Here is a 22,895-nt window from a genome sequence, read left to right as displayed (position 1 = left end):
TATATGTTAGATATTGTAGAACAAATTTATATATATAAAATGGAGGGATAACATGGCATATACTGCTGCGCAAAAAATAATTAAAGCCCATTTGGTTAAGGGAGAAATGATTACTAATAGTGAGATTGCAATTAAGATAGATCAAACCTTAACCCAAGATTCTACTGGTACAATGGCATATCTTCAATTTGAAGCTATGGGAATTGATAAAGTTCAAACTAAAAAGTCTGTTGCCTATATAGATCATAACATTTTGCAAACTGGTCCAGAAAATGCAGATGATCATTTATATATACAAAATGTAGCAAAAAAACATGGCATATATTTTTCTAAAACTGGGAATGGTATTTGTCACCAAGTACACTTAGAAAGATTTGGTGTGCCAGGTCAAACTTTACTTGGGTCTGATAGCCATACTCCAACTGGTGGCGGAATAGGAATGATTGCTATAGGCGCAGGTGGTCTTGATGTTGCTGTTGCAATGGGCGGTGGAGAATATTACATAACAATGCCTAAAATTGTAAAAGTAGAGTTAACAGGAAAACTTAATCCTTGGGTTGCAGCTAAAGATATTATTTTAGAGTTATTAAGAAGGTTAACAGTTAAAGGTGGAGTTAATAAAATATTTGAGTATGCTGGAGAGGGACTAAAAACTTTAAGCGTACCAGATAGAGCAACTATCACAAATATGGGTGCAGAGCTTGGAGCAACAACTTCAATCTTTCCTAGTGATGAGGTAACTCATGCATTCTTAAAAGCGCAAGATAGAGAAAAAGATTATGTAGAACTTAAGGCGGATGATGGAGCAGTATATGATGAGGTAGTTAAAATAGATTTAAGTAAAATTGAACCTCTTGCTGCCTGTCCTCATAGTCCAGATAAGGTAGTTTTAGTATCCTCACTAAAAGATATAAAAGTAGATCAAGTGTTAATAGGAAGTTGCACTAATTCATCTTATGTTGATATGATGAAAGTGTCAAAAATACTTTTAGGTAAAACAATACCTGAAGAGATGTCACTTGCTATTGCACCAGGTTCAAAACAAGTTTTAAATATGCTGTCTAAAAACGGTGCACTTGGAGATATGATTGATGCTGGGGCTAGAATACTTGAAAGTGCATGTGGTCCTTGTATAGGAATGGGTCAAGCGCCTGCAACTGATGCAGTATCATTAAGAACTTTTAATAGAAATTTTAAAGGCAGATCAGGGACAGTTTCTGCAAGTGTTTATATTGTAAGCCCAGAAGTTGCGGTTGCATCAGCACTTAAAGGGTATATAACAGATCCAAGAGAACTTGGAGAAGCAGTTGTTGTGCCTATGCCAGAAAAATTCTTGATTAATGATAATTTAATAATAACACCAGCAGAAGATGGAACAGATTTAGAAGTTAAAAGAGGACCTAATATAAAGCCATTCCCTAAAGCAAAAGAATTAGATGAAAATGTTACAGGTAAAGTTTTAACTAAACTTTGCGATAACATTACAACGGATGATATAATGCCATCTAATGCGAAATTACTTCCATTTAGATCTAACATTCCATATCTTGCAGAGTTTTGTTTAACACCTAGCGATGCAGAGTTTCCAGCTAAGGCTAAAAAATATGATGGAGGAATAATAGTTGCAGGCTCAAACTATGGTCAAGGATCAAGCCGTGAACATGCAGCACTTGCACCACTGTATTTAGGAGTTAAGGTTGTTCTTACAAAATCTTTTGCAAGAATTCATAAAGCTAATTTAATTAATAACGCTATAATACCATTGGTATTTAAAGACGCTAAGGATTATGAAAATATAGATATGATGGATGAATTAGTAATTAAAGATGCTGCAAATCAAATAAAAAAAGATACAGTTATTGTAAAAAACATTACAAAAGGAACTGAGTATGAAACTCTTCCTGAAGTAACTCAAAGAGAAAAAGAAATGCTTATACACGGTGGATTAATAAATCTTATGAAAAACAAGAAAAAGGTAGGTGCGTAGAATAATGAAACATAATATTACACTTATACCAGGAGACGGAATTGGACCAGAAGTAACCACAGCTACTGTTAAGATATTAGAAAAAAGTGGAGCCTGCATTAATTGGGAAATAGTACGTATGGGTGCAGAAGTTATAGAAGAGTTTGGTACTCCTATGCCTCCTTATGTTTTAGAAAGCATTAAAAAGAATAAAGTTGCACTTAAAGGACCTGTAACTACACCAGTTGGAAAAGGATTTAAAAGTGTAAATGTTACATTAAGACAAGAATTAAATCTTTATGCTAATATACGTCCTATAAGAACATTTGAAGGGGTTCCTTCAAGATTTGAAAATGTTGATTTAATAATAGTAAGAGAAAATAGTGAGGATTTATATGCAGGTATAGAACATATGATTACTGACGACATTGCTGAGAGCATAAAGATAATAAGTAAAAAAGCTAGCGATAGAATTGTGGAATATGCTTTTAAAATAGCAAAAGAACAAAATAGAAAAGAAGTTATAGCTGTTCATAAAGCAAATATCATGAAACTTTCTGATGGATTGTTCTTACGATGCGCAAGAAGTGTTGCAGCTACACATAAAGATATTGCCTTTGGAGATGTTATAGTTGATGCCATGAGCATGAAACTTGTTATGAATCCAGAGAAATATGATGTGCTTGTTATGCCTAATCTATATGGAGATATACTCTCTGACATGGCAGCAGGTTTAGTTGGTGGACTAGGACTAGTACCAGGAGCTAACATTGGTGAAGACGGTGCAGTGTTTGAACCAGCTCATGGATCAGCTCCAGATATAGCAGGGCAGAACATAGCTAACCCAACTGCTTGTATTCTATCATCAGTAATGATGCTAAGACATATAGGAGAAGTTAAGGCTGCAAATAAAATAGAACAAGCGGTAGTTGCTGTTCTTAAAGAAGGAAAACATTTAACTTGCGATTTAGGTGGTAAAACTGGAACAATCGAGTTTACACAAGTTGTAATTGATAAAATGCTAGAACAAACTAATTAATGGTTGTAAATTTTGACATATTAGTAATAACTCATGAGCAGATTGCTTATGGGTCATTTTTTTTAAGACGATATGTTATTATGATGTATACTTATTTTATAAATAAACTTAAAATGTTTATATATATTTGTAGACATATATAGATATATAGATAAATGTAAACATATATCTATATTTTATAATGAAAGGAAAAAGAGTTATTATGAGAATAAATAAACTTCTTAGTAATTATGGGATTTGCTCAAGAACTGGAGCTAATAAACTTATTGAGGAAAATAGAATAATTGTAAATGGACTACTTTGTATGAAGGGTCAGTGGGTAGAGGAAAAGGATAATATTCTTGTTGATAATAAAAATATAATAAAAAAGGAAAAAATTTATATCGCACTTAACAAACCTGTTGGAATTACATGCACTGCAGAAAAAACAGTAGCTAGTAATATAATTGACTTCATGAATTATCCAGAATACATATTCCCAGTTGGCAGGTTAGACAAGGCATCCCAGGGGTTGATACTTATGACTAACGATGGCGAACTTGCAAATAATATTTTAGAATCTAAAAATGAACACGAGAAAGAATATATAGTAACTATAAATAAGCCGTATGATAATAATTTTATTGAAGGCATGTCAAAAGGAGTTCAAATTTGTGGTGTTAACACAAGGCCTTGTAAAGTTAGTAGAATATCAGAGAATACATTTGAAATTATTCTAACACAAGGGTTAAATAAACAAATTCGTAGAATGAGTAAAACTTTTGGATATACAGTTGTAAGACTAGAGCGCATTCGAATTGTTGATATAAAAGTTGATGGGATAGAGAGTGGCATGTGGCGTAAACTAACCATAGGTGAGGTAATAGGATTAAGAAATAGTTAAAAGGATACCTTATATTGAGTACTAAGATATCCTTATTTCTTATTAAAGTTGTATAATTATTTAGCTTTAAAAGTTAAACAGTCAGTTTCTGAGTAGAGATTAACGTTTTCACCATTAACATCTATGGATTTCGCGCTACACAGTTCGTTAGAGTTATAGGTGCAAGTACCAACATTACAAGAAATTACATCACATTCATTCTTCTTATCATTTACTATATTGGTAAGATCGCTATAGGCAATACAATCTAAAAAAGTAGAACAACAAGTATCGGAATCTTTTCTAGCACTTTTACCTCCGACATTTATTATATTAGCATAACATGTGTTTTCATCATTATGAGAGCAATTTGAAACACTACAATTGATTTTTGGCATGGTATCTCCTCCTTAATTTATATATTAAGAAGTTTAACCTAAAAGGTAAAAAAATATTTATTATAAAGAAAATTATAACAAAATATTTAATATTATTTTAAAATAAAAAATAATATTATTAGAAATATGCCAATTTAGCCGGGAAATGTGGTATAATTAAAATAATGTAGTAAAATAAACATGTGTGTCCTAAGGAAAATTGAGTTGTTATTAAAAAAATTAGGGAAATATTAAAATTATATATGATTTTAAAGCCCTTACAAGGCATATTAAAAAAATAGGCTAGTATGCTGACTGGTTATTTTTTGATGATGCCTAAATAGAAGAAAGAGGTGTCCTATCATAAAAAACGAAATTAAAAAAGAAACCGTTAAAGTTGAAAATAAGAAAGAAACTCCTAAAGTTGAAGTTAAATTAAACAAATTCCAGACATTAGCAGATATTACATTTTTAAAAATACTTAAAAAAGATGGTACTACCATTGATTGTAAAATAGATACTGAAGATTTACAAAGGGTATTAGAAAAAGGTCGTTGGTTTGCAGAATGGAATAAAGATTTTAATAATTTCTTAGCACAAAATCTAGGTAGTTATTATATCGAAGAAAAGAAATATAGAAGAAAGCAAAGTTTGCAATCATTTATATTAAATGTTCATCCAAAAGCACCTGTAAGACATATTAATGGGGATACTCTAGACAATAGAAAATCCAACTTAGAGGTATATGATCAAAACACAATGAATAGTTATGAAGGAATAGATGAAGAGTCTGTTGCTGTAATATTAAGAGACAGATACGGTAAAGAGAAAGCAAGAACAATAATTGATAAAGAAGATTTAAATAGAGTAATTAACAATGGTTATACATGGGTTCTATTTAAAAAAGATACAGAGCCTTATGCTGTAGCAAACACTCCAGAGGGAAAAATATATTTAAACAGATTTATAATGAGTACAACAGAAGACATGATTACTCATCCTATAAATCTCAATACATTGGATAATAGAAAAGCTAATTTAGAAAATAAAAATCCTAATGTGGAAAATGAAGTAAGTGAAGAAACAGAAAACTAATAATTATAAAAAATCAGTATAGAAAATAATTCTATACTGATTTTATTTTTTTTGCTTTATTTTTGTGTCAATTTTAATTTGAAATTGATTTGTTTTACCCATAATATAAGATAATTTAATAATAGATTTTTCATCTATACTCATTTCTCTCTTGAACATTTTTTCAAATTGATTAGTTAAACTATGAAGGTCAATTTTATAATTTTGGACACCTAATCGGTTTAATCTTTTAACTTTAGGAACGTATATGTTGGGTTCAATTTTACTGTTATAGATTTTTTTGAAAACTTCAGTAGTATAGAAAGCATCATTAAAAGCATCATGAAATTGACTTTCTATAGGTACACTAAGCAGTTTAGCTGCATTACCTAGCCCAATGTTAATTCCTTTTTTGCAATCAAGAGCAGTAGATGCATGGGATTGAATATCGATATATTCTATTGGTGCACTTAAAGTGTCCAATTCATAATATTCTATATTACGAATTAATTCCTTTATATCAGCAATTCCCCATACGCATAATACACTTCTATCAGCTTTAATAAAATTTAAAAAATCTTTATACATTTTTTTAAAAGATATGCCTTTATTAAGTTCCTCCATTGTTATCCCGGTAAGTTCTTTTACAAAGGGATTGAGTGTAGTATAAATTTCTGGTTTTACTATTACATCAAGAGTTCCAATAGTCTCAAAATGGTCATTTAGTTTTATAGCGCCTATTTGGATTATTTCAAAGGGACACTTAGGATTAATTAAACATTTAGTTCCTTTTGCAAAATTGTAGCCTTGGTTAAATTCTAAATCAAATACAATATAATTCATTCAATTACCTCTAAACTTATTTAATAATATATATTATAGTCTTTAATAGTGGATATTATGATATTAAATATTATATCATTTATGGGAATAAAAAACACCTTGGTAGTTATTGCTCCACCACAAACAATTGAACATTATGTATAAAGTAGTTTATAATAAATATAGAGGCAACAACTAATCCTAGGAGAATTACTAAATTATTTGAAATATGAGAGGAAGTTTTATATATGGGAAAGACATTAGTCTTAGCGGAAAAACCATCAGTTGGTAAAGAACTTGCAAAGTTTTTAAATTGTACTCAAGGTGGGAATGGATATTTAATGGGATCAAAATATATTGTAACATGGGCACTAGGACATCTTGTTACGCTTGCAGATCCAGAGGCATATGATGAAAAATATAAAAGTTGGAGAATAGAAGATCTTCCTATGCTACCAAAGGACCTAAAACTGGTGGTTATTAAGGAAACATCAAAGCAATATAAAATTGTACACGGACTACTTAAAAGACCGGATGTAGATGAACTTGTCATTGCTACAGATTCTGGGCGTGAAGGAGAACTTGTAGCGCGTTGGATTATTCAGAAGGCAGGATTTAGAAAGACTATAAAGAGGCTTTGGATATCTTCTCAAACAGAAAAAGCTATAAGAGATGGATTTAATAACCTTAAACCAGGAAAAGATTATGAGAACTTATTTTGGGCAGCGCAATCAAGAGCTCAAGCAGATTGGCTTATTGGACTAAATGTTACAAGAGCTTTAACTTGTAAATATAATGCGCAATTATCAGCAGGAAGAGTTCAAACACCTACATTAGCTCTTATTGTTGAAAGAGAAAATGAAATAAAGAAATTTATTCCAAAGGATTACTGGACAGTAAACGGAAAGGTAAATGACTTTACAGTTCATTGGTCAAGTAAAAATGGAGACTCACGTACATTTGATAAGAAAAAGGCAGAAGATGTCGCTGCTAAAGTAAACAATCAAATGGGAACAGTAGTTGAATTAAATAAATCATCTAAAAAGGAGCTTCCACCACTTGCATATGATTTAACTGAGCTTCAAAGAGATGCAAATAGAAAATTTGGATATTCTGCAAAACAAACTCTTAATCAGATGCAGAGATTATATGAAAATCATAAGATATTATCTTATCCAAGAACAGATTCAAGGCATATTACAACTGATATAGTACCTACACTTATTGATAGATTAAAGAGCATAGCCATAGGACCATATGAGAAAGCTGCAAGAAGTATAATAAAAGGTAGAATACATACTACAAGTAGACTAGTGGATAATAGCAAGGTATCAGACCATCATGCTATAATTCCTACAGAGCAGCATGTAGATTTATCGAGTTTAAACAGAGAAGAGAAAAATATATATGATCTTGTTGTAAAAAGGTTCTTAGAAGTTCTCAGCCAACCTTTTGAGTATGAGCAAACCACTCTAGTTATAAATGTTAAGGGTGAAAGCTTTTCTGCAAAAGGTAAAATAGTTAAATCAAAGGGATGGAAAGAAATAAGTAGCTCGGGTAATGGAGATGAAAAAGATCAGTCACTTCCACCAATAAAGAAGGGGGAAGAAGTCAAACTTACTTCAGTTAGGTCTGTTAATGAGAAAACTAAGCCACCTGCTAGATATAATGAAGCTACGCTACTTACAGCTATGGAGCATCCAGGTAAGAATATAGAGGATGATAGTTTAAGAGAAGCGTTAGATAATACATCAGGACTTGGGACCCCGGCAACAAGGGCAGATGTAATTGAAAAACTATTTAACACTTTTTATATGGAGAGAAAGGGTAAAGATATTCACCCAACTTCAAAAGGAATACAGTTAATAGGTTTAGTTCCGAAGGATTTAAAATCACCAGAGCTTACCGCTAAGTGGGAAAAACAACTACAACTTATTGGTAAAGGAAAAGCTAATTCCATGGATTTTGTAAAAGAGATGAGAGGATATGCATCAAAACTTGTAGGTAACGTTGTGGCCTCTACAGAAGCATATAAGCATGATAACGCAACAAGGGTGAAATGCCCTGACTGTGGCAAGAATCTTCTTGAGGTTAGCGGTAAAAGAGGCAAAATGCTAGTTTGTCCTGATAGAGACTGTGGATATCGTAAGGGAGTTTCACAAATGTCCAATGCACGTTGTCCTACTTGTCATAAGAAAATGGAAATTAGAGGCGATGGAGACAATAAGATATTTGTTTGTGGTTGCGGATATAGAGAAAAACTATCAGCTTTTAACAAACGTCGAGAATCAGAGAAAAGTGCATTAAATAAAAAGGATGTTAGCAGATTCTTAAATCAGCAGAATAAGAAAGAAGAACCTGTCAATTCTGGGAATTCTGCTATGGCTGAGGCCTTTGCAAAACTTAATTTGAAATAGTAATGAAAAACACAATGTATAAGATGATAGTTTTATACATTGTGTTTTTAACTATCAAGTATGAATAATCTTTCTACAGTAGTGTTTAATAGTTTAGAAAGGTTCATAGCTAATTCCAGAGTGGGATTATACTTTTCATTTTCAATTGCCTTTATAGTCTGCATTGTAACTCCAAGCGAAGTCGCTAGATCCTCCTGTCTAAATTCAAGTTATTTTCTTAAATATCTTATATTATTTTTCATTCATATTAATATTATTATTTTAAATAAATGGATACACTAATTAATGCATTGAATAAATACAGTGTAATTTGTATATTGAAAAGGAGGATAACTTATGGATGAAAATAATTTAGAAAAACCAGTGAAAAGTGTGGGCATTTCAAATGCTGATAATATAATTACTATTGAAGATAATGTTGAACAAAATGTTGAACAAAATGTTGAACAAAATGTGATGAAAGAATCAAGTACTGATTTAGTTAATGAAGTTAATGAAGCTATTATGAAGGACGAAATGAATATATTCTAAAAAATTTAACATCACTTTATTTTAAATTGAACAAATAAGCATTTATATTAAATTATAAATGCTTATTTGCGTTGATAACAAAATTTAATACATTAGTTGTATGTTGTATAGAGTAGAAGTTAAATCCACTATTTACAATGGCTTACCTGTAGAAATAATCGCACTATTAATATATAAAATAAAGTTTAATGAATGTGCAAAACTCTATGGATATGGTTTCACATAGTTTTTAGATATTAGAAGAAAACATATGTGAAATAAATAACCTTTTAGCTAGCATAACTGAAATTTCTAATCAAACTAACCTTTTATCCTTAAATGCAGCTATTGAAGCAGCTAGGGCGGGGCAAGAAGGTAAGGGTTTTGCTGTAGTGGCTAAAGAAATAAAAAAACTTGCAAATAAGAGCACTTCTATTGTTGGTGACGTTAATAGAATTATTATGATGATTTTATTAAAAAACATTTAAAATAAACAACAAATTAACTGTAATTATACCTAAATAAAACATAATATTACAAAATTACCACCAATAAATAAACTACTAACATCATTTAGATGTTAGTATAGGGGGACAAAGAAAAAACATACTTTGTATATTAAAATTAGAAGGTGAGGTACAAAAGATGAAGAAATCTTTAAGAGCATTAATATTAACTTTGGGTATTTTAGCAACAACTGGAATAAGTTCAGCAGTGTATGCACAAGATTGTAGTACTCTTAATAACACAGTTATAACAGGAAATAATTTACAAGCTATATGTGCTAAATATGGAATAGCGATTCCAAATTATGCGTCAGTTAAGGATCAGGTAGCGACTCTTTGTAAAGCGACTCCTATAAAGGTAGTACCTACAAAGGTTACTCCTACTAAAACAACACCTACCAAAGTAGTTCCTGCCAAAGCAGCACCTACAAAAGTAACACCAGCAAAAGTAGCACCTTCAAAAGTAACTCCTGCAAAGGCAGTTCCTACGAAGACAGTACCTGCAAAGACGACTGCTACAAAAGCAACAACAGCGAAAGTAGCATCAACTACAACTGATAATAGTAAAATGGAAAAAGAAGTAGTAACACTAGTTAATCAGGAAAGAGCAAAAGTTGGACTAGCTGCTTTAAAGGATAATTCACAGCTTTCAAATGTAGCTAGAACAAAATCTGGAGATATGGTAACTAATAATTATTTTGATCATACATCACCAACTTATGGTTCGCCTTTTGACATGATGAAACAATTCGGTATTACATATACAGCAGCTGGTGAAAACATTGCAATGGGTCAACCAACAGCATCATCAGTAATGACTGGGTGGATGAACTCGCCAGGACACAAAGCTAATATTTTAAGTAAAGATTTTACTGATATTGGAGTTGGAATAGCAAAAGATAAAAGTGGAGCTATTTATTGGACTCAAGAATTTATAGGTAAATAAATAATTTAACATTGATCCATGTTTTTATATATTGTAAATTATGATATATAGAAACATGGATTTTTTGTTTTGGTGAAAAATAAATAGATAATAGTAGTATTTATAGTAAAATTTTTATTGAGTTAACATCATTTTATAAAATATATGGTACACTTTATATTACAATAGAAGAAAGGATGGTGAGGTTTACATTAGTTAGGAGAATCAAAAGTTATAATGTGGAGTATAAGTAAATATAATATTAAATAAATAGAAAAAGGTAAATTATATACGTAAAATGAAAAAAATATATTAATTAAGATAAAGATATATAGCATTATCATAAAGCATAAAGTATAAAGAATATTGTTATATATGTAATAATATTAATTGGAGTAATAGAAAAGGGCCCTATTGAAGTTATTGAAAATTACAAAAAAATAGAGAGCGTGATTAAATGAAATTTTTAGAAAACATAGAAAATGGAACAATCAATATTAAAAAAATGGGTATTATTAAAGCTCTGTTTGTGATGTTTCTATCAATTTTACTAGAGGGATTTGGACAGGTGCCTGTAGAGATTACAAATTTATTCTCTGGGAGATTTGAAAAAATATTACCTTATGTAATTTTTATTTTTGGAGTATTGGTAAAATATTATGTTATTATCGTTTTAGTTAAATTGCTGAGTAATAGATCAAATGAGAAAAATCATAAACCTTATTTAAATGGGATGAAATTTTTTTATGTTGCACTTATGATTGTAGCATTTAGACTTATATTTGATAATAGTTTAATATTTTGGGTAAGCGGTATATCTATGCCAAGTTTTATAAATGAGGCGTTCGATGAAATTACTGTATCACCTATTATATTAATAATAAGTGTTATAATTATAGCACCTATATATGAAGAAATTATTTTTAGAGGAATTTTATTAAAAGGAATGTCTAAAAAAATAAATCCAGCTATAGCTATTGTTATATCTGCATTACTATTTGGAATAGTTCATATGAATATTCCTCAAGGTGTAAATGCTTTTTTATTGGGATTAGTTCTTGGATTTATATATTTAAGTTCGAAGTCAATTTATTTAAGTATATTTGCACATTTTATAAATAACATTCTTGCTCTTTCATTTTCTTCATTTTTTTCATTAATAGATGGAAGGTATGCCATAGGAATTCATGCAATGTTTTTATTTATAGGCATAATACTTTTAATCATCGCTTGCGATGGATATAAACAAAATAAAACAAAGAATAAGCCAGAAATATATAAACAATTTATAGAAGTATAAATATGGTGATTATGGGCAAGGTAAAAAGACCATTAACATGTTAGCATATGTTAGTGGTCTTTTAGGTCAGTAATAGGTATTTTAGCATATTTAAAAAATTTAAGGAATTTTTAAGGTAATATTAATCAATATTTAATAAAAATAGAGTACAATAATATAAGAACAAGGTTAATTAGATGGGAGTGACTATTATGCCTACTATAAATATGCTGTCATCAGCAGACAAAGTAAAAGGCCAAGGGGTAGGGTCAGCTTATCTCGAACAAGTGGATTTAGTCCGAAATGGATTAGATAAAGAATATAAAGTTGTGGTAAATAAAAAAGAAAGAACAGATATAATGCATTATCATACTATTGACTTTAAGCATTATCTAAGTATATATTTTGCTAAAAGAAAAGGTGTAACAGTTGGTTATGTGCATTTTCTACCTGAAACTATTGAGGGTAGCATTAAATTACCTAATATAATAAAAAAGATTTTTTATAAATATATTATAAGTTTTTATAGAAAAATGGATTATTTAGTTACAGTAAATCCTAATTTTATACCAAGACTTGAGGCTTACAATATTGATAGAAAGAAAATTACGTATATACCTAACTTTGTTTCAACTGAAAAATTTTACAAGCTTTCAACTGAAAAGAAATATATAGCGAAGAAAGAATTAAAGATTGCGAGAGATTCGTTTGTTGTGCTTGGAGTTGGTCAAATACAAACCAGAAAAGGTGTTATTGATTTTATTGATATTGCAAGAAAAATGCCGGATGTACAATTTGTTTGGGCAGGTGGATTTTCTTTTGGAGGTATTACCGATGGATATAAGGAATTAAAAAGTCAAATGGAGACTGCACCTAAAAATATTTTATTTACAGGAATAGTTGATAGAGATTTGATGAATGATATATATAATGTGTCGGATGTTTTGTTTATGCCATCATATAACGAGCTTTTTCCTATGTCAATACTTGAAGCAATGAATACATCTACTCCAGTGCTTTTAAGAGATTTGGAGCTTTATGAAGATATATTATTTGACTATTACTTAAAAGAGCATGATAATGAAGGTTTCATGAAGACGATACAAAAATTAAAAAATGATTCGGAATATTATGAGCAAGCTAAACAAAAGGCAATTCGCGGGCACAATTTTTATTCTAGAGATAGTGTGCTTGGTATGTGGAAAAGTTTTTATAAAAAGATATGGTCGAAAAAGAATAGGTAAATTAATAAATGATTTTTATTTTTTTGTTTACATGTATTAATATGATTATTACTATACTATTATGGAAATTAATTACCTTTACTCCTGTTAATCTTTGATTTTTCTGCATTTATGAATGAATAAGCAAGAAAATTAATGCTTATTAAATGAAAGAATTTTCATAAGAAAATTATAGTAATTAAAGGGGAATGATTATGAATATTGGAATTTTTACTGATGCTTATTATCCGCAAGTAAGTGGAGTGGTTACTTCTACTATGATATTAAGAAATGAATTAATTAGACTTGGTCATAGAGTAACTATTATTACAGTTACACACCCGGATGTAGAGGAGCAGGAAGGTATAATAAGATTACCTAGTTTACCATTTTTCCTTTTACCTTCTCAAAGGGTGGGAATAATATATTCACATAAAATTATGAATAAGATAAAAAAACTAGATTTAGATATAATACATACACAAACAGAATTTAGCATAGGTATCTTTGGGAGGATAGTTGCTAAAAGATTAGATATTCCTGTAGTTCACACTTATCATACAATGTATGAAGATTATATCCATTATGTATCTAGTGGTATAATGCTTAAGCCAGCATCACAATTCGCGAAAAAGGTAAGTAAACTATATTGTAGAGATTGTAGTGCAATAATAGTACCTACTCAAAAGGTGAAAGATGCATTGCATGAGTATGGGTTAAGAAGGCATATAGATGTAATACCTACAGGAGTTAATATTGAGCCCTTCAGAAAAAGTAACTTTGATGAAAAGCTTATTAATGATGAAAAAAAATCTTTTGGAATAAATGAAACACAGCCAGTTGTATTATATATTGGGCGTATAGCTAAGGAAAAAAGCATAGATGTAATTATAAATAGTATGACGGAACTAATTCGTAAAATACCAAATTGTAAATTACTTCTTGTTGGCGATGGACCTGAGCGTGAGAATTTAGAAACGTTAGTTAAGCATTTAGGTATTGAGAAATCTGTAGTATTTGCTGGTGAGAAGCCTTGGTCAGAAATTGGAAAGTATTATCAAATGGGCGATGTGTTTGTAGGAGCATCTCTTACTGAGACACAAGGATTAACTTTTGCAGAAGCTATGGCAGCACAAATTCCTGTTGTAGCTAAATACGATAAAAACCTGGATGGTATAATTAAAGATAGAATTAATGGAAGAGTATTTTATAAAGATGAGGACTTAGCTAAAATATTATCTGAAGTTCTAATTGATAAAGAGGAACATGATTCAATGGTGAAAAATGCTTATGATGGAATAGAACCATTATCTTCTAAGCGTTTTGGTGAAAATGTCGAAAAAATTTATATGGAAGTTGAAAAACAAAGCTGTATGTTACAAAATCAAAAGGTAACATAGTTAATGTATGAGGAGAAAATTGTAATATACGATTTTCTTCTTTTTATTTTATTTTAAAGAAAAATTCATCCTATATTATTTATTTATTTGGTACAATGTAATAAATACAAAAGAAATGGAGTGGGTTAAAATGAAAATACTTTATTATGACTGTTTTTCTGGTATTAGTGGGGATATGAATTTAGGAGCACTACTTGATTTAGGTATAGATGAAAAATATTTAATAAGTGAGTTAAGTAAGCTTAATTTAAATGGATATGAAATAAAAGTATCAAGGGATATTAGAAAAGGTATAGAGGGTACCAAAGTAGACGTAATTTTACAAGAGCATGATCATTCTGGAAGTGAGCATAATCATATTGGAGATGAGCATGATCATGCTGAGGGGGATGATCATGAACATTCTCATTTTGATGTTAGTGAGTTACATATTAAAGAGTACCATCATGAGCATCTCCATAATGAGAATGAAGATAAACATATGCATGTGCATACTGGTATTGAACATATTCATAAGGAACAAAGAAACCTTAATGATATAGAGAAAATTATAAGTTCAAGTGAGTTAAGTTCTAAGGTCAAAGAATTAAGCATGAAAATATTTATGAGGGTTGCGCTTGCAGAGGCAAAGGTTCATGGAAAGCCTTTGTATGAAATTCATTTTCATGAAGTTGGAGCGGTAGATTCTATTGTGGATATAGTTGGGGCTGCTATTTGCTTAACTTATTTAAATGTTGATAAGATAATGAGTTCCGCAGTTGAACTTGGTGGCGGGTTTGTTAAATGTGCACATGGTCTTATACCAGTGCCAGCTCCCGCAACAGTTGAAATTTTGAAAGGAATTCAAGTGAAACTTGGAGCAGTACCTTTTGAGACGACAACACCTACTGGAGCTGCAATTCTTGCAGCTAATGTTAACAAATTTAAAGATAATAATAATTTTATTATAAATAAAATCGGTTATGGCATAGGTAACAGAGATACTGATATACCTAATGTATTAAGAGTCATGTTAGTAGAAGAAGCAGATAAACAAACAATTAGTACGAAATATTATAATAATGAGGATGAAACTGTTGAGCAAATTATTGAATGTAATATAGATGATATGAATCCTGAGTTATATGAGTATATTATTGACCAGTTTTTCAATGAGGGCGCTTTGGATGCATATATAACTCCAATTATAATGAAAAAGGGGAGACCAAGCGTAAAAATAAGTATTTTATGTGAGAAAGATAAAGCTATCAGGATGAAGGAAATATTGTTTAGAGAAACTACTACCCTTGGAGTAAGAAGTTTTAAAGTAGATAAAACGAAACTAAAAAGAAAGTTTATTAAAGTAAATACTAGTTTTGGTGAAGTTACCGTAAAAGAGGCTTACTATAAAGGCGAAAAGATAAAAAGTAAATTTGAATATGAAGAATGTAAGAGAATAGCTAAAAGTACTGGGAAATCTATAAGCGAAGTATACGAGAAATTAAGAAGTGAAATATAAAAGTATACTAAAGGATAAAATGAGGGGATTTTAAATTAAAAAAGGTGGGTAATATATGAATTCAAAAGAGATGAAAAACTTTCTTAAGTGCATAAAAAATGGTGATATATCTATTGAAGATGGTATGACTAAGTTAAAAGATTTGTCTTATTCAGATTTAGGGTTTGCAAAAATAGATAATCATAGAGAACTTAGAGTTGGGTATCCAGAGGTTATATATTGTGAAGGTAAAACCGTTAAACAGATAAAAGGAATAGTTAGTCTAATGCTTACAAAGGATGTCAACATTCTTGGTACAAGGGCAACTAAGCTTATGTATGAAGGTGTTAAAGAAATATGTGGTGATGCTGTGTATAATGAACTTGCAAGAACTATTGTAATAAAAAGGAAGGAGGTTGAACCTTTGAGTACATACATTGCACTAGTAACAGGAGGAACATCTGATATACCCGTCGCAGAAGAAGCGGCAGTTACTGCTGAAATTTTTGGGAATAGAGTTGAAAGGGTTTATGATGTAGGTGTAGCAGGCATTCATAGGCTTTTTGATAACTTAGACGTTATAAGGCGCGCTAAGGTAATTATTACTGTGGCAGGGATGGAAGGGGCTCTAACAAGTGTTGTTGGAGGACTGGTTGATAAACCAGTCATAGCTGTTCCAACAAGTGTAGGATATGGAGCTAGCTTTAAAGGGCTTGCTGCACTGCTTAGTATGTTAAATAGTTGCTCTAGTGGCGTCAGCGTTGTTAATATAGACAATGGCTTCGGAGCGGGATATTTAGCAAGTATCATTAATAAGCTATAGATTAATCAATTTATTAGCGCTTTAGTTAAATAAACTTTCATGAAACTTATCTTATTTGCTATATTAGTATTTATTAGTTATAATATATAATATTTTACTATTTTAGTATTAATTATATAGGTGGTGTTTAAACATGTTAAAGGATTTAGCTAGCCCATTCAAATCAGTTTCTTTTAAGGCACTATGGGTAGGGCAATCATTTTCACGCCTCGGTGATTGCATAATGCTTGTTATGTTGCCACTAATTGTATATTCAATTAGTGGTTCTGCATTAACCATGGGATTCGTAATGACTTTAATTATGATACCTCAGATTGTTTTAACTCCGTTTACTGGTATTTTAGCAGACCGTATATCCAGAAAAAAATTAATGATTATACCAGACATAGTAAGGTTAATTACACTTAGTCTGTTATCTATATTTTCTATAGCAAACAGCGTAAATATATCTATAATATACATTTATGCAGTAATCTCAGGTACAATGACGGCTATCTTTCAGCCTGCCTATTCTGCAACCAGAGCAGAAATATTTACAAGAGAAATAAGGAATGCAGCTAATTCATTAACGCAGATAAGTGAACAATTCGCAAAATTAGTTGGACCTTCACTAGGCGCTTTAATTATAAGCTTTACATCAATAAGCATTGGTTTTGGAATTGATGCAGCAACATTTTTTATTTCGGTTGTAAGCCTTGTTTTCCTTAAAATTGAAAAACCTGTTCAAAAGCCTGTTGATAATAAACATAGACTTCTATTTTTAAGAAATGAATTAATTGGTGGAGTAAAGCAAATTAAAAAGCAAACATGGCTATGGGTAACAATATTAGTTTTTGCATTTATTAATATTGTAACGTCCAGTATTTTCTCCATTTTATTACCATGGCTAATTAAAATTCATTTTAAAATGCCTCCGTATACATACGGTATTTTAATAACCGCTAGTGGAGTAGGTTCACTAGTTACAGCATTTGTTTTTAGTCTACGCCAAAAGTGGAAACATAGAGGACTTATGGTTTATTCTAGTTTTGTTTTTGTTGGCATTGCTTTAAGCGGTATAGCTTTTATTAAGTGGTTTCCATATCTTATTTTTGTAATGGTTATAAGCGGCGCAATTATAATGCTTTTTTCTCTAATATGGGAAGGAAGTTTACAAGAACTTATTCCTATTGATTCTTTTGGTAAAGTTGCAAGTCTTGATATGATGGGTTCATATATTCTTTTACCACTTGGGTACCTCATAACTGGTTGGTTATCACAAAGCATTGGAGGTGTTCTAACTTTATTGTATGAAGCAATTTTCTTAATTGTTTTAAGCATAATACCTTTATTTATTTCTTCAATTAGAAAATTTAATTAATTGATTATTTAACAATTATGGTGACTTTAATAATTCATTATTATGACAATATATACTCAAACTCAAACAATTTGGAGGTATAAGAAAATGCATGATAATGGAATAGATAATATAATTAAATAAATCAATTTAAAAGGGGAATTTAAAATTATGAAAAAAATAAGATTAGCATTAATGGGTGCTGGATATTTAAATGAGATTGTTGCCAATGCCTTAGAAAACAATTATCTTCCAGAATATGAACTTATTGGCGTGATGGGAAGAAATCCTGAGAGGACACAGGATTTTGCTAAACGTCATAACTGTAAGGCTTGTGTCAATATCCAAGAGCTGATGGCTCTAAAGCCAGATTTTACAGCAGAGGCTGCCTCACCACAAGCGGTGAGCGATTATAGCGAAACTATACTAAGGAGTGGCTCCAACTTGGTGGTACTATCCATTGGAGCGTTTGCAGATGCATCCTTATATGAAGGAGTAAAAAAAACTGCAGCACAGAATCATAAAAAGGTATATATCGCCAGTGGCGCAGTTGGAGGTTTTGACGTTCTTCGCGCGACAGCCTTAATGGGCCCCATCAAGGCAACGATGACATCTAAAAAATCACCGCTTTCGTTGTATCATACTCCGCTCTATAAAGAAGACTTAATGAATATTACAGAGCCAGAGCAAGTGTTTACCGGAACTACCAAAGAGGCTATTGAAATGTTACCATTCCAATTTAATGTGGCAGTTGCTACGGCTCTTGCCAGTGCTGGCCCTGAGAAGACAACTTTTAATATCGATGTAGTTCCCGATTTTATAGGCGATGAATACAAAATTGAAATTCAAGGGGAAGAAGTGCAAGCAGTCCTCAATATTTATTCGAAAACATGCAAAATTGCAGCTTGGAGCGTGGTAGCAGTTCTTCAAAATGCTGTATCACCAATTGTTTTTTAAGTTGTTTATGTTTAACACAATTTGAGCAGAAGTTTAGTTTTAAAATCCATAATGCTTCAACTGACAAAAAAAAATGTAGCCGTACGCGTTCCTTTACAGGGTATTGCAACGATTCGTGCAAAAACAGCCATAAGATATTTATTATTAAAATGGCTAAATAATCACTCACAGAGAATACCAGCACAAAAACTTTATCTTTTGTGTTGGTATTCTTTAATGTCACAAAAGTAATCTGGATCACAAATAACTTTTCCATTTCGGTTAAATATAATTTTCGTTATATTGTATGGTTGTTATCGCTTAGAGCTGTAAAATTCTCATATGGAAGATATGTTATATATAGTAGAATTAAGCATATAAGTTAATTCTAATTTGTAAAACAGTCTGACATAATTGTTTAATTTGAAAATCGGAATAATCCTCTTAGTAAATCTAAAGGCAATTTCTTATTTTGTAAAATATTTATTATTTTTATAATTTATGGTTATTGACAAAATCATATTAGTGAGATATATTTGTAACATGAAGTGATAATTATATCACATGTATAGGGGGAATTGTTTATGAAAAACAAAATGGGATATTTAGGATGTATTGGATTTATAGGAATTTTAGGACTTTGGGTGGGTAATTTTGCAATTAGTACATTTCTAGTATTTTTCTTTTTCTTTACCTATGCTGAAGTTGTTCCTGATGAATTATTTAAGGAAAATATTAAGAAAGCAGCATTAAATGCGTTTATATCAAACATGATTATTAACACTGTAATTTTGATAGTTTGCACTCTAATTACTAACTTTTATCATTTCACTACACCAAATAGTAAAATGTTGAGTTATAGTTTTGCTGCATTTACTCTTAATTTCGTCATTAGTATTTTAATATTTGTTTTTACTCTAATATTTTATGGTCATAAAGAAAAGAGGTCATTAGAATAGATATGAAATTAAAAACAAAAATCAAAGAATATCGTGCAAAACACAATATGAAACAAGAAGAATTGGCAAATTTAGTAGAGGTAAGGCGTGAAACAATTGGGAAACTGGAAAATGGTAAATATAACCCTTCTTTAAAATTGGCAATGGATATAGCAAAGGTGTTTCATATAACAGTTGAAGAATTGTTTGAATTTTACGATTAACTACTAGTTATGAGTATTCTTTTTATAGACTATGTGTCAAATCATTCTTATACTATGTTAATTATTATTAAAATAGTATAGAGTTTAGAGAATGAGTAAAGCGGAAAATAGTGCATAAATGGAGTGTATATTCTCAATTAGACGTCTTTTATGCAGTTAAATAGAGCCTTATTGCATATGTTAAAAGCATGAATGGGGTATATGCTATATAGAGGAACATAAACAATGTCGTGAAGTTAATTTTTCACGACGTTATGCTTTTTTGATCCTAAATATATAACGTGCTTTTTTATCTTCTATATAATAAAATACTTTTATTTTTTTATATAGAATTTGACGTAATAATAGTATAATTAACCATATGTTTATGTCATAATCGTAATTTATGATGATCTAAAAGGGGAAAATTTTATATGAAAAAAAAGAATCTTATACTATTGTTATGTTTATTCATAATTATTTGCATAGTATTTTCATATTCAATGGTGTATACACTTACCGATAACAAAACACAATTAAAGAATAATATACTACAATTCAGTAATAGACCCTCAATAATATATAAAACTATTGATATTAAGGAGGAATTAAATCTTGATAATAAGAAGTATATTTTATATATTATTGATAATACTTTAGGGAATGCTGAACTAACTAAAGGTCTTAATAATAAATACAAAATTGAGACTACAGGAAGTGGCAGTAATTTTTTTATACCTGAAATATATAAAACAAACAAGGGTAAATATCTTATTCTGAAAGGTAAAAATCCTGATATGAAAATTGTATATGCAAAAGTATCGGTGGATAACAAGGAGTATAGAATTAATATCCCAAAGAAGACATATTTTTTGGTTTATTGTGCAGTACCAAGTAAAACACAAATTGTATATCCTGATGCGAATAACTTAAGATTATATAATAACAATGATGTTGATATTACTAATAAAATGATGAAAATTCTAAATTAAAAGTGATAACAAATAAACTGATTTACAAGGAAAATAATCTTAAATTAAAGCAGTTAGTTACATACATAAGAATAATAATGGTCTATAATCTAAACAAATGTCGTGGAAGTCATATTTTCACGTCATTTGTCTTTTCCCATCCTTATTTTAATATAGTGTGTTTAACAAATCTTACGCCCATATTAAATGCGTTTACACAATCTATTGGGAACTGATTTTAAAGGGCTTTAATTAAATCCACTATAATTGTTTATATATAATGCCTTATGCTATTTTTACAAATGTAAGGGTTTAAGTTAAATCGTACATTTGTTTATATTAATATTTTAAAAGTATCTAATTTATTATGGTAAATTTAATTGCGTTTATTATGATAAAAACTAGCAAATATATATGAAATAACCATAATACCCGGCATAATACCCACTCCAACTAAAATTCCCAATAAGTCATTATCTTTCGTAACTCCTATGGCAATTACTAATAATATAGTTAGGACCATACTAACATTCATTGTAGCCTTATAAGCACTACTTTCAGTTTTGAGAATAACTAATTTTTTTCTTTCATCATCATCCTGATCATCTTCTTTGGTACACTTACTATCTAATCCCCTATATATTTGTACAATACCAGTAAACGTACAAATAATAGCGAATAAAATACTCTTACCATTTTTCATTGAATTTACATTATCCCACTTATTTAACAATAGTATTGTATAGCAAACTGCTAAGAAAAGAAGAGAAACACCACTCCAAAAACCTTTTTTATTATATATCTTCTTTTTCATTTTTTAAATTACCCTCCAAGTCATATAATTTTTCTATGGTAGTGTTAAAAACAAGTGTAATTTTATATGCCAACATAATAGATGGATTATACTGCTCTTTTTCAAGAGATATAATAGTTCTATTTGAAACGAAAACCAAGTCAGCCAATTGTTGCTGTGTCATATTTTTTTTTGTTCGTAATTCTTTAATTTTATTTTTCAAAACTATACACCTGCTTTTATATTATGAAGTACGCTTCATATGAAGTGTACTTCATAATATATACTATATGTATACTATTGTCAATATAAAAACTAAAAATTTTATTATTTCACGTCAGTTGTAGAAAATTGAGAAGATTATTTTTATTGGGTACAAGTTTAGAAGGCGGTTAATTATTATGAATTCAGATATAGCTCCACTGGTAATAGGTATTTTAGGAGGTATTTTAACAATAATCTTAGGTTATATATAGGGCTAAGATTTACAATAAACATTTTAAATTTTATTTTATAAAAATGACTTTAAATAAAAGTTCGTTTTATATCCGAAAGGCGAACTTTGGCTATATGACTAGCTTCTATGACTTTGATGCAAAATAAACAAACTTTAACTTGATATAACACGAACTTTTGACGTTTTTCCATTCATATTATCATTATTTTTTTAACTCTTAGATAAGGCAATATTGTATAATTGAATAAACATTTAATGTCATACTCGGTATATAAATAACTAATGCGAAGGGACTTGATTAAAATTTATAATTATATATATGTTGTAGCAAAGGCACAAGGCGTGTTTGGAGATGCTGACCATAGAGAGTTAATTAATAAATATAGCCAAGAAGGCTGGAAATTCATTACTGCTATTGGAAATGATTTTGATGGACATGGTAGAATTAAACAATATGATTTAGTGTTTGAAAAAGAGAATTAAGTCATAATCATATATCGTCGAAAGAAGGGGCCGTCTCAAAATAGAAAGTAATTTCTATTGCGAGATGGCTCTTTT

At 30.1% G+C, this 22,895-nt stretch carries 23 protein-coding genes and 2 pseudogenes; 19 read left to right on the top strand and 6 right to left on the bottom strand.

From position 1 onward, the window contains the following. Nucleotides 1-52: 52 nt before the first annotated feature. From Q0649_RS16050 to Q0649_RS16040, 3 genes are all read left to right on the top strand, one after another. Nucleotides 53-1,987 (top strand): aconitate hydratase, encoded by a 1,935-nt coding sequence (locus tag Q0649_RS16050; protein WP_298844342.1) that lies wholly within the window; start codon nucleotides 53-55, stop codon nucleotides 1,985-1,987. A gap of 4 nt (nucleotides 1,988-1,991) precedes the next feature. After that, nucleotides 1,992-3,005 carry an isocitrate/isopropylmalate dehydrogenase family protein gene (locus Q0649_RS16045; protein WP_298844340.1) on the top strand — a complete coding sequence of 338 codons (1,014 nt, stop codon included), beginning with the start codon at nucleotides 1,992-1,994 and terminating at the stop codon, nucleotides 3,003-3,005. Between the two features lie 202 nt (nucleotides 3,006-3,207). After that, nucleotides 3,208-3,888, top strand: coding sequence for a pseudouridine synthase (locus Q0649_RS16040; protein ID WP_298844338.1), 681 nt, complete (start codon nucleotides 3,208-3,210; stop codon nucleotides 3,886-3,888). A 56-nt stretch (nucleotides 3,889-3,944) separates the two neighbouring features. Here Q0649_RS16040 and Q0649_RS16035 read toward each other — a convergent pair whose 3' ends face one another. After that, nucleotides 3,945-4,265 carry a DUF1540 domain-containing protein gene (locus Q0649_RS16035; protein ID WP_298844335.1) on the bottom strand — a complete coding sequence of 107 codons (321 nt, stop codon included), beginning with the start codon at nucleotides 4,263-4,265 and terminating at the stop codon, nucleotides 3,945-3,947. 630 nt (nucleotides 4,266-4,895) lie between these two features. On the opposite strand from Q0649_RS16035, the gene Q0649_RS16030 reads away from it, so the two are divergent. Beyond that, nucleotides 4,896-5,339: a hypothetical protein gene (locus tag Q0649_RS16030; protein WP_298844333.1), complete on the top strand. Its 444-nt coding sequence runs from the start codon at nucleotides 4,896-4,898 to the stop codon at nucleotides 5,337-5,339. A gap of 42 nt (nucleotides 5,340-5,381) precedes the next feature. Here Q0649_RS16030 and Q0649_RS16025 read toward each other — a convergent pair whose 3' ends face one another. Further along, nucleotides 5,382-6,161 (bottom strand): 3'-5' exonuclease, encoded by a 780-nt coding sequence (locus Q0649_RS16025; protein WP_298844330.1) that lies wholly within the window; start codon nucleotides 6,159-6,161, stop codon nucleotides 5,382-5,384. A 227-nt stretch (nucleotides 6,162-6,388) separates the two neighbouring features. Between Q0649_RS16025 and Q0649_RS16020 the strand changes: the two genes are divergently transcribed. Beyond that, on the top strand, nucleotides 6,389-8,557 hold the full coding sequence (locus tag Q0649_RS16020; RefSeq protein WP_298844328.1) for a DNA topoisomerase III: 2,169 nt from the start codon (nucleotides 6,389-6,391) through the stop codon (nucleotides 8,555-8,557). A 47-nt stretch (nucleotides 8,558-8,604) separates the two neighbouring features. On the opposite strand, the pseudogene Q0649_RS16015 reads toward Q0649_RS16020, so the two are convergent. Further along, a pseudogene (locus Q0649_RS16015) lies at nucleotides 8,605-8,799 on the bottom strand (helix-turn-helix transcriptional regulator). 94 nt (nucleotides 8,800-8,893) lie between these two features. Between Q0649_RS16015 and Q0649_RS16010 the strand changes: the two are divergent. Continuing rightward, nucleotides 8,894-9,088 (top strand): hypothetical protein, encoded by a 195-nt coding sequence (locus Q0649_RS16010; protein ID WP_298844325.1) that lies wholly within the window; start codon nucleotides 8,894-8,896, stop codon nucleotides 9,086-9,088. Nucleotides 9,089-9,321: 233 nt separating this feature from the next. Continuing rightward, nucleotides 9,322-9,555 (top strand): methyl-accepting chemotaxis protein, encoded by a 234-nt coding sequence (locus Q0649_RS16005; RefSeq protein ID WP_367179405.1) that lies wholly within the window; start codon nucleotides 9,322-9,324, stop codon nucleotides 9,553-9,555. 339 nt (nucleotides 9,556-9,894) lie between these two features. On the opposite strand, the gene Q0649_RS23095 is transcribed toward Q0649_RS16005, so the two are convergent. Then, nucleotides 9,895-10,143 carry a pentapeptide repeat-containing protein gene (locus Q0649_RS23095; protein WP_367179404.1) on the bottom strand — a complete coding sequence of 83 codons (249 nt, stop codon included), beginning with the start codon at nucleotides 10,141-10,143 and terminating at the stop codon, nucleotides 9,895-9,897. Between Q0649_RS23095 and Q0649_RS23090 the strand changes: the two are divergent. The 11 genes and pseudogenes from Q0649_RS23090 to Q0649_RS15950 all read left to right on the top strand — a co-directional run. Then, nucleotides 10,136-10,519, top strand: a pseudogene (locus tag Q0649_RS23090) (CAP domain-containing protein); the annotation flags it as partial. The gene Q0649_RS23095 and the pseudogene Q0649_RS23090 overlap by 8 nt on opposite strands. A 436-nt stretch (nucleotides 10,520-10,955) precedes the next feature. After that, the gene (locus tag Q0649_RS15995) at nucleotides 10,956-11,798 is read left to right on the top strand and encodes a CPBP family intramembrane glutamic endopeptidase (RefSeq protein ID WP_298844321.1); all 843 of its coding nucleotides are present in this window, start codon (nucleotides 10,956-10,958) and stop codon (nucleotides 11,796-11,798) included. Nucleotides 11,799-11,989: 191 nt separating this feature from the next. Next, nucleotides 11,990-13,021, top strand: coding sequence for a glycosyltransferase family 4 protein (locus tag Q0649_RS15990; RefSeq protein WP_298844318.1), 1,032 nt, complete (start codon nucleotides 11,990-11,992; stop codon nucleotides 13,019-13,021). 194 nt (nucleotides 13,022-13,215) lie between these two features. Continuing rightward, nucleotides 13,216-14,400, top strand: coding sequence for a glycosyltransferase family 4 protein (locus Q0649_RS15985; protein WP_298844315.1), 1,185 nt, complete (start codon nucleotides 13,216-13,218; stop codon nucleotides 14,398-14,400). Between the two features lie 130 nt (nucleotides 14,401-14,530). Then, complete coding sequence (gene larC, locus Q0649_RS15980; RefSeq protein WP_298844311.1) at nucleotides 14,531-15,898, top strand: nickel pincer cofactor biosynthesis protein LarC; 1,368 nt, start codon at nucleotides 14,531-14,533, stop codon at nucleotides 15,896-15,898. A 55-nt stretch (nucleotides 15,899-15,953) separates the two neighbouring features. Continuing rightward, nucleotides 15,954-16,700, top strand: a complete 747-nt coding sequence (larB, locus tag Q0649_RS15975) for a nickel pincer cofactor biosynthesis protein LarB (protein WP_298844308.1) — start codon at nucleotides 15,954-15,956, stop codon at nucleotides 16,698-16,700. 133 nt (nucleotides 16,701-16,833) lie between these two features. Beyond that, complete coding sequence (locus Q0649_RS15970; protein ID WP_298844305.1) at nucleotides 16,834-18,060, top strand: MFS transporter; 1,227 nt, start codon at nucleotides 16,834-16,836, stop codon at nucleotides 18,058-18,060. Between the two features lie 150 nt (nucleotides 18,061-18,210). Further along, nucleotides 18,211-18,996, top strand: a complete 786-nt coding sequence (locus tag Q0649_RS15965) for an aspartate dehydrogenase domain-containing protein (RefSeq protein WP_298844302.1) — start codon at nucleotides 18,211-18,213, stop codon at nucleotides 18,994-18,996. 563 nt (nucleotides 18,997-19,559) lie between these two features. After that, nucleotides 19,560-19,934, top strand: a complete 375-nt coding sequence (locus Q0649_RS15960; RefSeq protein ID WP_298844299.1) for a DUF3796 domain-containing protein — start codon at nucleotides 19,560-19,562, stop codon at nucleotides 19,932-19,934. Nucleotides 19,935-19,936: 2 nt separating this feature from the next. After that, nucleotides 19,937-20,137 carry a helix-turn-helix transcriptional regulator gene (locus tag Q0649_RS15955; RefSeq protein WP_298844297.1) on the top strand — a complete coding sequence of 67 codons (201 nt, stop codon included), beginning with the start codon at nucleotides 19,937-19,939 and terminating at the stop codon, nucleotides 20,135-20,137. A 413-nt stretch (nucleotides 20,138-20,550) separates the two neighbouring features. Further along, nucleotides 20,551-21,108: a hypothetical protein gene (locus tag Q0649_RS15950; RefSeq protein ID WP_298844294.1), complete on the top strand. Its 558-nt coding sequence runs from the start codon at nucleotides 20,551-20,553 to the stop codon at nucleotides 21,106-21,108. A 355-nt stretch (nucleotides 21,109-21,463) separates the two neighbouring features. On the opposite strand, the gene Q0649_RS15945 is transcribed toward Q0649_RS15950, so the two are convergent. Next, nucleotides 21,464-21,901, bottom strand: a complete 438-nt coding sequence (locus Q0649_RS15945; protein ID WP_298844291.1) for a hypothetical protein — start codon at nucleotides 21,899-21,901, stop codon at nucleotides 21,464-21,466. After that, a complete protein-coding gene (locus Q0649_RS15940; protein ID WP_298844288.1) occupies nucleotides 21,882-22,103 on the bottom strand; it encodes a helix-turn-helix transcriptional regulator in 222 nt (73 codons plus the stop codon). Before Q0649_RS15940 ends, Q0649_RS15945 begins: the two co-directional genes overlap by 20 nt. A 528-nt stretch (nucleotides 22,104-22,631) precedes the next feature. Here Q0649_RS15940 and Q0649_RS15935 point away from each other — a divergent pair. Then, a complete protein-coding gene (locus Q0649_RS15935; protein WP_298844285.1) occupies nucleotides 22,632-22,820 on the top strand; it encodes a DUF4177 domain-containing protein in 189 nt (62 codons plus the stop codon). Nucleotides 22,821-22,895 lie beyond the last annotated feature (75 nt).

The organism is uncultured Clostridium sp. (assembly GCF_937920395.1).
Classification (GTDB): domain Bacteria; phylum Bacillota; class Clostridia; order Clostridiales; family Clostridiaceae; genus Clostridium_AD.
This window is presented reverse-complemented; position numbering and strand designations above follow the sequence as displayed.

Coding starts and splice junctions, on each gene's coding strand:
- Q0649_RS15970 (WP_298844305.1), top strand. CDS start 16,834: ATGTTAAAGGATTTAGCTAGCCCATTCAAATCAGTTTCTTTTAAGGCA.
- larB (WP_298844308.1), top strand. CDS start 15,954: ATGAATTCAAAAGAGATGAAAAACTTTCTTAAGTGCATAAAAAATGGT.
- Q0649_RS16035 (WP_298844335.1), bottom strand. CDS start 4,265: ATGCCAAAAATCAATTGTAGTGTTTCAAATTGCTCTCATAATGATGAA.
- Q0649_RS15960 (WP_298844299.1), top strand. CDS start 19,560: ATGAAAAACAAAATGGGATATTTAGGATGTATTGGATTTATAGGAATT.
- Q0649_RS16025 (WP_298844330.1), bottom strand. CDS start 6,161: ATGAATTATATTGTATTTGATTTAGAATTTAACCAAGGCTACAATTTT.
- Q0649_RS15955 (WP_298844297.1), top strand. CDS start 19,937: ATGAAATTAAAAACAAAAATCAAAGAATATCGTGCAAAACACAATATG.
- Q0649_RS15945 (WP_298844291.1), bottom strand. CDS start 21,901: ATGAAAAAGAAGATATATAATAAAAAAGGTTTTTGGAGTGGTGTTTCT.
- Q0649_RS15950 (WP_298844294.1), top strand. CDS start 20,551: ATGAAAAAAAAGAATCTTATACTATTGTTATGTTTATTCATAATTATT.
- Q0649_RS15990 (WP_298844318.1), top strand. CDS start 11,990: ATGCCTACTATAAATATGCTGTCATCAGCAGACAAAGTAAAAGGCCAA.
- Q0649_RS16010 (WP_298844325.1), top strand. CDS start 8,894: ATGGATGAAAATAATTTAGAAAAACCAGTGAAAAGTGTGGGCATTTCA.
- Q0649_RS15965 (WP_298844302.1), top strand. CDS start 18,211: ATGAAAAAAATAAGATTAGCATTAATGGGTGCTGGATATTTAAATGAG.
- Q0649_RS16040 (WP_298844338.1), top strand. CDS start 3,208: ATGAGAATAAATAAACTTCTTAGTAATTATGGGATTTGCTCAAGAACT.
- Q0649_RS16045 (WP_298844340.1), top strand. CDS start 1,992: ATGAAACATAATATTACACTTATACCAGGAGACGGAATTGGACCAGAA.
- Q0649_RS15995 (WP_298844321.1), top strand. CDS start 10,956: ATGAAATTTTTAGAAAACATAGAAAATGGAACAATCAATATTAAAAAA.
- Q0649_RS16020 (WP_298844328.1), top strand. CDS start 6,389: ATGGGAAAGACATTAGTCTTAGCGGAAAAACCATCAGTTGGTAAAGAA.
- Q0649_RS16050 (WP_298844342.1), top strand. CDS start 53: ATGGCATATACTGCTGCGCAAAAAATAATTAAAGCCCATTTGGTTAAG.
- larC (WP_298844311.1), top strand. CDS start 14,531: ATGAAAATACTTTATTATGACTGTTTTTCTGGTATTAGTGGGGATATG.
- Q0649_RS15985 (WP_298844315.1), top strand. CDS start 13,216: ATGAATATTGGAATTTTTACTGATGCTTATTATCCGCAAGTAAGTGGA.